Annotated in this window: 3 protein-coding genes, 15 tRNA genes and 2 pseudogenes; all 20 read right to left on the bottom strand. The window is 44.7% G+C overall.

The genetic code is table 11. The features are described from left to right. Window positions 1-349: 349 nt before the first annotated feature. Window positions 350-2,751: pseudogene (locus JCM21738_RS19065) on the bottom strand (glycogen/starch/alpha-glucan phosphorylase). Continuing rightward, a pseudogene (gene glgA, locus JCM21738_RS19060) lies at window positions 2,741-4,191 on the bottom strand (glycogen synthase GlgA). The pseudogenes JCM21738_RS19065 and glgA overlap by 11 nt, the downstream one beginning before the upstream one ends. Continuing rightward, window positions 4,188-5,216 (bottom strand): GlgC family sugar phosphate nucleotidyltransferase, encoded by a 1,029-nt coding sequence (locus tag JCM21738_RS19055; RefSeq protein WP_023626853.1) that lies wholly within the window; start codon window positions 5,214-5,216, stop codon window positions 4,188-4,190. The pseudogene glgA and the gene JCM21738_RS19055 overlap by 4 nt, the downstream one beginning before the upstream one ends. Window positions 5,217-5,238: 22 nt before the next feature. After that, window positions 5,239-6,381, bottom strand: coding sequence for a glucose-1-phosphate adenylyltransferase (locus JCM21738_RS19050; protein ID WP_023626852.1), 1,143 nt, complete (start codon window positions 6,379-6,381; stop codon window positions 5,239-5,241). Continuing rightward, window positions 6,299-8,257, bottom strand: a complete 1,959-nt coding sequence (gene glgB, locus JCM21738_RS19045) for a 1,4-alpha-glucan branching protein GlgB (RefSeq protein WP_031308309.1) — start codon at window positions 8,255-8,257, stop codon at window positions 6,299-6,301. The genes JCM21738_RS19050 and glgB overlap by 83 nt, the downstream gene beginning before the upstream one ends. Before the next feature lie 747 nt (window positions 8,258-9,004). Next, window positions 9,005-9,076, bottom strand: a tRNA-Glu gene (locus JCM21738_RS19040). Between the two features lie 3 nt (window positions 9,077-9,079). Continuing rightward, a tRNA-Ser gene (locus tag JCM21738_RS19035) sits at window positions 9,080-9,170 on the bottom strand. 5 nt (window positions 9,171-9,175) lie between these two features. Beyond that, window positions 9,176-9,250 (bottom strand) — tRNA-Asn (locus JCM21738_RS19030). Window positions 9,251-9,263: 13 nt separating this feature from the next. Then, window positions 9,264-9,336 (bottom strand) — tRNA-Ile (locus JCM21738_RS19025). A 3-nt stretch (window positions 9,337-9,339) separates the two neighbouring features. Further along, window positions 9,340-9,413, bottom strand: a tRNA-Gly gene (locus JCM21738_RS19020). A 12-nt stretch (window positions 9,414-9,425) separates the two neighbouring features. Beyond that, window positions 9,426-9,498, bottom strand: a tRNA-His gene (locus JCM21738_RS19015). A 34-nt stretch (window positions 9,499-9,532) separates the two neighbouring features. After that, window positions 9,533-9,605, bottom strand: a tRNA-Phe gene (locus JCM21738_RS19010). A gap of 155 nt (window positions 9,606-9,760) precedes the next feature. Beyond that, window positions 9,761-9,836 (bottom strand) — tRNA-Asp (locus JCM21738_RS19005). Between the two features lie 3 nt (window positions 9,837-9,839). Next, window positions 9,840-9,913 (bottom strand) — tRNA-Met (locus JCM21738_RS19000). Between the two features lie 163 nt (window positions 9,914-10,076). Further along, window positions 10,077-10,169: transfer RNA gene (locus tag JCM21738_RS18995), tRNA-Ser, on the bottom strand. A 16-nt stretch (window positions 10,170-10,185) separates the two neighbouring features. Continuing rightward, window positions 10,186-10,262 (bottom strand) — tRNA-Ile (locus JCM21738_RS18990). A 190-nt stretch (window positions 10,263-10,452) separates the two neighbouring features. Beyond that, window positions 10,453-10,529: transfer RNA gene (locus JCM21738_RS18985), tRNA-Met, on the bottom strand. 22 nt (window positions 10,530-10,551) lie between these two features. After that, window positions 10,552-10,626: transfer RNA gene (locus tag JCM21738_RS18980), tRNA-Ala, on the bottom strand. Window positions 10,627-10,643: 17 nt separating this feature from the next. Then, window positions 10,644-10,720: transfer RNA gene (locus JCM21738_RS18975), tRNA-Pro, on the bottom strand. A gap of 17 nt (window positions 10,721-10,737) precedes the next feature. After that, window positions 10,738-10,814, bottom strand: a tRNA-Arg gene (locus JCM21738_RS18970). Window positions 10,815-10,842 lie beyond the last annotated feature (28 nt).

Here is a 10,842-nt window from a genome sequence, read left to right as displayed (position 1 = left end):
CTTTGCTTATTAGAATCTTTCTATAGGACCTTTTCGCTCTTTAGCCACTTTTGGGCTTATAGAGTCTTTCTATAGGACCTTTTCGCTCCTTCTGCCGCTTTTTGGCTTATAGAATCTTTTATAGGACCTTTTCACATCTTCAGCCACTTGTTGGGCTTATAGAATCTTTCTAACTGTCGGTTTATATTCCGCTCCTCTTTAAGCTAATAAAACCTCTCAAGGGTCCCTTTTTGGGATCGCAATTCCTCACTCGGCCAACTAGATCCCCTTCATGCTTATCTCGTGTTCAGCTTTTCATCCACCAACATTGCAAAAAGGCCAAATCATCCGCGATTTGGCCTTTTGCTTCTTAAACTTTTAAAGCAGATTGTACTTTCCAGATCTGATCCGCATATTCCATGATGGTTCTGTCACTGGAGAAATACCCGGATTTCGCGATATTAACCAGGCTTTTTTGCAGCCATGCGTTTCGGTCCAAATAACTACGGCTGACATCCTGATGAGCCTCTGCATATGAAGCAAAGTCACGCAAAACAAAATACTGGTCGTTGTGGCCGAGCAAAGTATCATATATTTCGTTAAAATGATTTTCCGTATCTGGGAAGAAGCCATTGACCAGCTGGTCGACCACTTCCCGGATCCGTTCATCATGGTGATAATATTCGAGTGAATGGTAGCCGCCACTATTCTGGTAATCCAGCACTTCCTCTGCAGTCAACCCGAACAGGAAGATATTTTCCCTGCCGACCAAATCGGTGATTTCGACATTGGCACCATCAAGCGTTCCAAGTGTCATAGCTCCGTTCATCATGAACTTCATATTCCCGGTACCGGAAGCTTCTTTGCTGGCGGTTGAGATTTGTTCGCTGATATCCGCAGCTGGAAAAATCTCTTCGGCAAGTGACACACGGTAGTTCTCAAGGAATACAACCTTCAGCTTGCCATTCGTTGCCGGGTCATTGTTCACTTTGTCTGCAACGGAGTTAATCAGCTTAATGACCTTCTTGGCAAAATAATAGCCAGGAGATGCTTTTGCCCCGAAAATAAATGTGCGCGGATAGAGCAGTGCTTCAGGATCCTTTTTCAAAGCATTATACAGATGCATGATGTGCAAGACATTCAGCAGCTGCCGCTTATAAGCGTGAAGCCTTTTAACCTGAACGTCAAAAATCGATTCCGTATCAACCTGAATCCCCGTTTTATCCAAAATCCGTTTTGCCAGACGCTCTTTGTTTCCCTGCTTAATTCCATGCAATTTTTCAAGGAAAGCGGAGTCGTCCTTAAACCGCTTCAAATTCTCCAATTGCTGAGGTGATGAAACCCAGGCAGGTCCAATAGCATCCGTAATCAATCCAGACAGGCCAGGATTCGCCTTCAGCAGCCAGCGGCGGTGGGTAATCCCATTTGTCTTGTTATTGAAGCGCTCAGGATAAAATTGATAAAACAAGTTCATTTCCCGGTTTTTCAGAATCTCCGTATGAAGCTGTGCAACTCCATTGACACTGTGCTCCCGACAATGGCAAGCGGCGCCATACGCACTTCATCATGGGCGATAATCGCCATGCTTTCCACCCTGCTCCAGTCGCCAGGATACTTCTCCCAAACCTGCTTACAGAAACGCTCATTGATTTCTTCAACTATCATGAAAATGCGTGGAAGCAGCGGTTTGAAGATCCGGATCGGCCACCTCTCCAAGGCCTCCGCCAGTGTCGTATGGTTCGTGTAGGAAAGCGTCTGCACGGTAATATGCCAGGCATCTTCCCACCCAAGGCCTTCTTCATCCATCAATATCCTCATCATTTCAGGAACGGCGATTGCAGGGTGGGTGTCATTGATATGGATGCTGACATAATCATGAAACTCTAGCAAGCTCTTATTCTTCTTTTTAAAAGAATTCACAATCGCCTTCAAGCTTGACGCGACCAGAAAGTATTGCTGTTTAAGACGAAGGATTTTCCCTTCATCATGCGTGTCATCCGGATATAAAAATTCGGAAACCGATTCGGTATCCTTTTTGTATTTAAAAATATCTGCGTTTGCCGGGAACCTTGATGGCTCGGCATTCCACAACCTCAATGTATTTACAGTCTGAGTCTCAAAGCCGATGACAGGCAAATCATAAGGCACAGCCATAATTGTCTCAGCGTTCAAGTGCCTGAAGACGAGCCGGCCATTTTCCATCCTGCTTTCGATTTCACCCCAGAACGGGACCTCGACGGCATCATCTGCCTTGCGCACTTCCCAAACATGGCCATGTCTTAGCCATTGCTCAGGAAGCTCCACCTGATAGCCGTCGACTATTTTCTGCTCGAATAGACCATGTTTATAGCGGATCCCGCAACCATGACCTGGCAGATCAAGAGATGCTAGGGAATCTAGGAAACAGGCAGCAAGGCGGCCGAGACCGCCGTTGCCAAGCCCGGCATCTGCCTCGATTTCTTCAAGCTGATCTAGCTCTATCCCCAGCTCCCCTAGCCCTTCACAGACCACTTTTTCGACACCAAGATTTATAAGATTATGCCTCAACAGTCGGCCCAGCAGGAATTCAATCGACAGGTAATACACCTGCTTCTTAGCTCCAGAACGATATAATTCGTTTGTCTTTATCCAATCAGAACTCACATGCTCCCTGATCATATGCCCGAGAGTCTGAAACTGCTCCCGGCTCGTGCTTTCTTCAAAGCTGGTTCCAAACATCATCTCGAGTTTTTTCAAGAAAGCATTTTTGAACTTGGGAACACTAGAAAACATGCGATTCACTCCTTGAGATGAGATCGGAATATATTTCTTCGTATTGGCTGGCAGACTGTGCCCAGCTATAGTCTGTCTCCATGGCATTTTTCGCAGCTTAAGCCATTTTTCGCCCTCATGGTAAAAAGATAGCGCACGTTCAAGCGTAAATAACATGTCATGGGCGTTAAAGTTTGCAAAGGAAAAACCATTGCCTTCACTGTTAAATTCATTGTAAGGCTGTACAGTATCGTTCAAGCCGCCTGTTTCTCTTACAACAGGAATTGAGCCATAGCGCATCGCAATCATCTGGCTCAGACCGCATGGTTCGAACTTGGATGGCATCAGGAACAAATCGGAGCCAGCATAGACCTGATGGGCCAAATTTTCATCAAAACCGATGTAGACACCACATTGTTCTGGGTAACGCGCTGACATTTCCCTGAAAAATTGTTCAAACTCAGGGTCGCCCGTTCCCAGCACGACAAGCTGCACTCCAGTCGCCATGATCTCAAGGAAGACTCCTCTGACCAAATCAAGACCCTTTTGCTTCGTCAATCTTGTGATCATGGCTGTAACAGGGATATTCTCGTTTTCCGGCAAACCGAAATCACGCTGTACCTGAAGCTTGTTTTCGACTCTCCGTTCAAGTGAGTCCACTCCGAAATTGGCAGCCAATCCAGGATACTTTTCAGGATCATATAAATCGTGATCAATCCCGTTTAGGATTCCCGATAGATCCTCGCTTCTTTTACGCAGGATGCCATCCAGCTTTTCACCATAAAATTCTGTCTGTATTTCATCTTTGTAAGTGGGGCTGACAGTAGTGATATGGTCTGCAGCAATCAAGGCCGCTTTCATGAAATTGGCATTCCCGAAAAACTCCAGCTGCTCTTCCTTGAAATAGCGGCTGTCGATATGCAGCAGATCACCAAGCACTTCTGGAGGGAAGATTCCCTGGAACTGCAGATTATGGATTGTAAACACGGACCGAATCAATCCGTATCCAGGACGCTTATAATACTCCATCCTTAGTAAAAATGGAATCATACCCGTATGCCAGTCATGGCAATGAATGACATCAGGGTAGAATTCAGTTTCTGCGATAAATTCAAGGACAGCCCTGTTAAAGAACGCGAAACGCTCCCCATCATCATAATGCCCGTAAAGACTATCGCGTTTAAAATAATACTCATTGTCAACGAAATAAAAAGTAACGCCTTCATGCTCAAGAGTTTCAATGCCACAATATTGTGAGCGCCAGCCTAATTGCACCGTAAACTCTTTCACTTTCTTCATTTCCGAGCGGAATTTCTCATGAATCAACCCGTACTTCGGCAAAATGACCCTGACATCCGCTCCAAGCTTATTCAATTCCTTCGGAAGAGAACCCGCTACATCCGCCAGTCCGCCTGACTTGATGAACGGGACACATTCCGATACGGCAAATAACACCTTCACGACCTGCTCCCCACTCCCTGGACCGAACCCTTGCGGATGACAGCCGGTGAGTCTGCTGGCGCTGTAATCACTGTTCCTGCTTCAATTCTTGCATCCTTATCGACAATCACTGAATCCAATAGACATTTCTCCTTAATTTGTGTCTTTTGCATGATGATGCAGTTGCGGATGACGGAACCCTTGCCGATTTTTACCCCGCGGGCAATTATGCTGTTTTCGACCGTGCCCTCAATTATTCCGCCGTTAGCGACCATTGAATTTCGTACTGATGCGTCCACATCGTATCGGGTAGGCGGTTCATCCTTCACCTTTGTTAAAATCGGCCATTCCTTCGGGAAAAGCTCCTTCCAGACCTCTGGCTTAAGCAAATCCATACTAGTTTTAAAATACTGATCAATCGTATCAACCATAGAGGCGTACCCTTCAAAATTGTAATAACAAAGATGGAATTGGCTATCATGATCTGTCGCGACATCCCTCATATTCGAGTAGCCAGTTTCATTGCGTGTCGTGATCAAATCCATCAATAATGTCTTTTTAACAAGGTAAATGCCTAATGATTTTCCTTCCTTCTGTACCTCCGTGATATCGCAGCCTGACTTGACATGCCAATCAAGCAGCGGCTGGAAATCCATATTGAACACCGTATAAGAATTTGAAATCAATGCATACTCCTGTGTAGCCCGTTCAAAAAAATCAATGTTGTCAGCAAAATGGTCAAGCGTGCCGATTCCCGTATACTGTTTATCAAAATTAGGGGCAGGGAAGAAAAATAGTCCATCCCTTTTTCGATTAAGATCCCAGTTCCTGCCTGACCCTAAATGGTCCATCAGCGACCTGTATTGGAATTTAGGGAAAATCGCCACGCTCTGGATACCAGAGTTGACCATATTGGAAAGGATAAAATCGATCAGCCTGTATCTTCCGCCAAAAGGGATCGCTGCCACCGACCGGTGAATGGACAGTTCATGCAAATCATCGTGAACGGTTGTCGCATCTATTACTCCTAATAATTGTTTGTTCATTTCTTTTTCCTCCTGAATCGGTTCAATTGGATTGCAATTCTCCGATTGTTTCTTCAGATACTAGTGTAATTTCATTCTCGCTCGGCTTTATGATTGTTCCATCCGGAACATAGACTCCTGGGGATACAATCGCCTTTTCAATCACACAGTTGTGTCCGATAACGGCATCCGGCATGATAACAGTTTCCTTTACAACAGCTCCCTTTTTCACGGTCACTCCCTGGAATACAACCGTTCTGGAAACCTCCCCTTCAATCTTGCAGCCTTCATTGACCAGCGACTCTGATACTTCTCCTTCTGGGCAAATATATTGCGGCGGCTGATTCGGATTTACAGAGTAGATTCGCCACGAATGATCAAACAGGTTCAATTCACAATTTTTATCCAATAAATCCATATTCGCTTCCCAAAGGCTTTGGACTGTACCAACATCCTTCCAGTAGCCCTTAAAAGGATAGGCAAATAATTTAATATTTTCTTGTATTAACAGAGGAATGATATCCTTACCGAAATCATGGCTGGATTCAGGATTTTGGTCATCCCTTATCAGATATTCCCTTAAAACGCTCCATTTAAAAATATAAATCCCCATCGAAGCGAGATTATTTTTCGCTACATCGGGTTTTTCCTCAAATTCAGTGATCCTAAGGTCAGCATCCGTATTCATGATCCCAAAACGATTTGTCTCTTCCCACAAAACCTCAATGACCGAGATTGTCACATCAGCTCCTTTTTCGATATGGTAATTAAGCATCAATTCATAATTCATTTTATAAATATGGTCACCTGAGAGAATCAACACGTACTCAGGATTATACTGATCGAGATAGTTCAGATTCTGAAAAATCGCGCTTGCCGTGCCTGAATACCATTTCACTTCAGAACTCTCGGCATAAGGCGGTAGGACAGTCACGCCACCATCCTTCCTGTCGAGATCCCATGCGCTGCCGATACCAATATAGGAATTTAGCAAAAGCGGCTGGTACTGCGTTAGGACTCCCACTGTATGGATACCCGAATTCGTGCAGTTGCTTAATGGGAAGTCGATAATTCGGTATTTGCCCCCAAAAGGGACTGCTGGCTTAGCGAGATTCTTCGTCAGTGAGTGCAGCCGGCTTCCTTTTCCTCCTGCCAACAGCATTGCTACGCATTTCTTCTTTTGCATGATTGTTTCTCCCCTTTCTTTTTATAACACGACGTAAAACTGAGATTCCGAATGGAGAAATACTCATCTCTATAGAATATGGCCTTCCATGGAAGGCTATTTCTTCCGTCTTCAAAACTTTTTTGTTTATTACACCTGATCCACCAAAGCCTGTAGCATCGCTGTTCAAAATTTCCCGATATTCGCCAGGCTTGGGTACACCGATTCGATAATCGCTATATACTTTTTCTGTAAAATTGCAAACTATGACCAGAAGTTCTTCAGGGTTCTTCCCTTTCCTGATAAAAGAAAAAATCGACTGATCCCGGTTATCAGCATCGATCCATTCAAAGCCTTCATAGCTTTGGTCGACTTCATACAGCGGCTTTGACCGCTTATACAATTTGATAAGTTCCTTATTATAATGGTTCATCTTTTCATGCATTTCATAATCTAGCAGATTCCAGTCCAGCTGCTCCTTGTCCTTCCATTCCGAAAACTGCCCAAATTCTGTTCCCATGAACGTCAGCTTCTTGCCTGGATGTGCTGTCATGAACCCTAACAATAGCCGGAGCTGTGCGAACTTTTGCCAGTAATCGCCTGGCATCTTATCAAGAAGCGATTTCTTCCCATGGACGACCTCATCATGGGAAAAAGGCAGGACAAAATTCTCTGAAAAAGCATAAAGCAGCGAGAAGGTAACTTTATCATGTATATGCTTTCTGTTATGAGATTCTTCCTCCATATACTTCAAAGTGTCATTCATCCATCCCATGTTCCACTTGTATGTAAAACCAAGACCGCCATACTCCACAGGAGCCGTCACTTGCGGCCAGTCAGTAGAATCCTCCGCAATCATCAGCGCTCCAGGCTCATAATCTTTGACCGCTTTATTCAGCTTCTTTAAAAATTCTACTCCATACTGGTTCGCTGCTTGGATTGAATTCGGCCAGTAAATGATATTGGCCACTGCATCAACCCTGAAGCCGTCGATATGATATTTTTCCAGCCAGAAAAGCGCACTAGAAATCAGGAAGCTCTGTACTTCTGTTTTTCCCAAGTCGAAATTGGCTGTTCCCCAAACCTGGTTCTCACGATCATTCTCACGCTGGTATTCAAACACATAGCTGCCATCAAATTTGTACAGCCCATGCGCATCTTTGCAAAAATGCCCCGGAATCCAATCAAGGATGACCCCGATGCCGTTTTGGTGGCACATATCAACGAAATACATGAAATCATGAGGCGTTCCATATCGGTTCGTAACCGAAAAATAACCTGTGGATTGATAGCCCCAGGAGATGTCGAGCGGATGCTCAGTTAGAGGCAATAATTCAATATGTGTGTATCCATGCGCAACAATATATGGGATCAATTCATCAACAAGCTCACGGTATGTAAGGAACGAACCATTATCATGCTTCTTCCAGGAACCCACATGAAGTTCATAGATAAACATCGGCTCATCAAGTGTGCTCCTCTTTTCACGCTTTTGCAGCCATTTCTGGTCATTCCATTTATAGCCGTCCATTGGGTAGACGATTGAAGCCGTATTTGGCCTTACTTCCGAGAAAAATCCATAAGGGTCAGATTTGAGCAATCGCTCACCCGACGCCGTTACAATCTCATATTTATAAATGGAACCAGTCAGATCCCCCTCCAGAGCGAGCTGCCAGACCCCCTCCTGATTGACTTTATGGAACTCATAGCCATTCCCATCCCAATTATTAAAATTACCTGTAAGCCTTATCTGAGTCGCATTTGGAGCCCACACACAAAATCGAGTATATATTTCAGTTCCATTTTTAATGACATGTGCTCCAAATAAATTGTAGCTTTGGAACAGATTCCCTTCATGGAACAAATGCAATTCAAACTCTGTAGGATTAATCACCAAAATCCTTCCACCCGCCTTCTGCAAAACTTATGAAAACTCCCTTTTTCAGTAATATTCTAGTTACCATCCGAAATTCCTTGTAAACATTTTTTTAATATTTCGACAATAAAAGTTATAAATTTAGTACATTCGACAAATTCAACTAAATGGCAGCGCTTTAATGTGCTAAATCTTCCAATTACGCGAAATTTGGAGAACGAAAAATGAAATTGAATAACGATTCATAAGAAGGAGTAGTTGTATTTATTAGGTTTGATAGAGGAAATAAGTGAAAAAATGTTTTTGGTTGATAACGTTTTCATCTCTTTTGAGGAAGTGAGTGGATAGTGACTTAAAGTGAAGTTATTAGGTTGGATTTGCTATTAACGTAGAATTAGCGGTACGGATTGGGGCGTGGTTAGCTAGGAAAGGATCATTTGATTGAATGTTAAGCTTCGCTTATTATAATATGGCTTGATTCTCGCTTCTTCGGCCATTAGAGGAATCACTTTCACTTATTTATGTTACCAGCTATTGCTATTCCCTTTCTATCACTGACCAGGCACATACCTATTCTTTATGTTACCGGTTTTGACCGTCGACCTCATAACCGGCATCCTACCTTCTTCTTAGTGAAGGCTGATTGATGTATTGGTAATATAGCAATTCAAAAGTGCATTTGAATTAAATACCTGGATTCTCTTTGAAATTCAAAAATTAAATGGACTTAAAAAAAACCGTTAGCATAATTGCTAACAGCTTTCCTTATGACCCCTACGGGATTCGAACCCGTGTTACCGCCGTGAAAGGGCGGTGTCTTAACCGCTTGACCAAGGGGCCTTATGGCGGAGAAGGAGGGATTTGAACCCTCGCGCCGGTTACCCGACCTACACCCTTAGCAGGGGCGCCTCTTCAGCCTCTTGAGTACTTCCCCATAAATGGCTCCGCAGGTAGGATTCGAACCTACGACCGCTCGGTTAACAGCCGAGTGCTCTACCACTGAGCTACTGCGGAATAATATAAAAAATGGGCCTAAGTGGACTCGAACCACCGACCTCACGCTTATCAGGCGTGCGCTCTAACCAGCTGAGCTATAGGCCTTATGGAGCGGGTGATGGGAATCGAACCCACTACATCAGCTTGGAAGGCTGAGGTTTTACCAGTAAACTACACCCGCATAAAAAAAAGGGGCGACTGATGGGAATCGAACCCACGAATGTCGGAACCACAATCCGATGCGTTAACCACTTCGCCACAATCGCCATATTTATAATTACATCTTTAATTTAAATAAGGTGGCTCAGGACGGAATCGAACCGCCGACACAAGGATTTTCAGTCCTTTGCTCTACCGACTGAGCTACTGAGCCACTATAATATTGATACCTAAACTTTGACTTATTTAAGTCCTTTGCTCGAATGACCTTCGGTCTTTCTCGCAGATTGCTGCAGAAGCTTATTCAGGAAGTGAGCAATCTGCTCTACCGACTGAGCTACTGAGCCACTATGATACTGATAATTAAAATGGCGGTCCCGACCGGAATCGAACCGGCGATCTCCTGCGTGACAGGCAGGCATGTTAACCGCTACACCACGGGACCAGATTGCGGGGGCAGGATTTGAACCTGCGACCTTCGGGTTATGAGCCCGACGAGCTACCGGACTGCTCCACCCCGCGACGATATTAATAATACAATTTAGTTTTATGCTCTTAGTGAGCATGGACTGTCCCGATCTCAGGAAGCTTACTCAAGCAGCAGCTCGATCGGTACAACTCGCAGCATATTCAGTGAAGTAACGCTCGTTGCTCCACCCCGCGACGATAATATTTAATAAGATAATGGAGGAGGTAGAGGGATTCGAACCCCCGCGCGGTGTTACCCGCCTGTCGGTTTTCAAGACCGATCCCTTCAGCCAGACTTGGGTATACCTCCGTGTGAAAATAAGCAATGGTGGACCTTGTAGGACTCGAACCTACGACCGGACGGTTATGAGCCGTCTGCTCTAACCAGCTGAGCTAAAGGTCCATGTTTAGCTGGATTGATCTAGGTTGTGATATATCCTAGTGGGTCTGTCCCCATCTCAGAAAGTCTATTCAAGCAGCAGCTCAATGGGTACAACTCGAAGTAAGCTCATAGATGACTTGCTCGTTGCTCTAACCAGCTGAGCTAAAGATCCAGGATATCCTAGATTGAATAGGTTCAACCAGATTGAATTTGGTAGCGGCGGAGGGGATCGAACCCCCGACCTTACGGGTATGAACCGTACGCTCTAGCCAGCTGAGCTACACCGCCAAATTATTATTTTAAGTGAATATGGTGGAGCCTAGCGGGATCGAACCGCTGACTCCTGCGTGCAAGGCAGGCGCTCTCCCAGCTGAGCTAAGGCCCCATTTAATATAAGTAGCATGGTCGGGAAGACAGGATTCGAACCTGCGACCCCTTGGTCCCAAACCAAGTGCTCTACCAAGCTGAGCTACTCCCCGATAAAGAGAAAATATAGTGGCGCGCCCGAAAGGAGTCGAACCCATAACCTTCTGATCCGTAGTCAGACGCTCTATCCAATTGAGCTACGGGCGCAAATATAAATGTTTTTAGCTAACTTGGT

The sequence above is a fragment of the Mesobacillus boroniphilus JCM 21738 genome, from assembly GCF_000517385.1.
Lineage (GTDB): Bacteria > Bacillota > Bacilli > Bacillales > Cytobacillaceae > Mesobacillus > Mesobacillus boroniphilus.
Note: the sequence above shows the minus strand (reverse complement) of the source record. Positions and strands in the feature narration are given on the sequence as shown.

Coding starts and splice junctions, on each gene's coding strand:
- JCM21738_RS19055 (WP_023626853.1), bottom strand. CDS start 5,216: ATGAACAAACAATTATTAGGAGTAATAGATGCGACAACCGTTCACGAT.
- JCM21738_RS19050 (WP_023626852.1), bottom strand. CDS start 6,381: ATGCAAAAGAAGAAATGCGTAGCAATGCTGTTGGCAGGAGGAAAAGGA.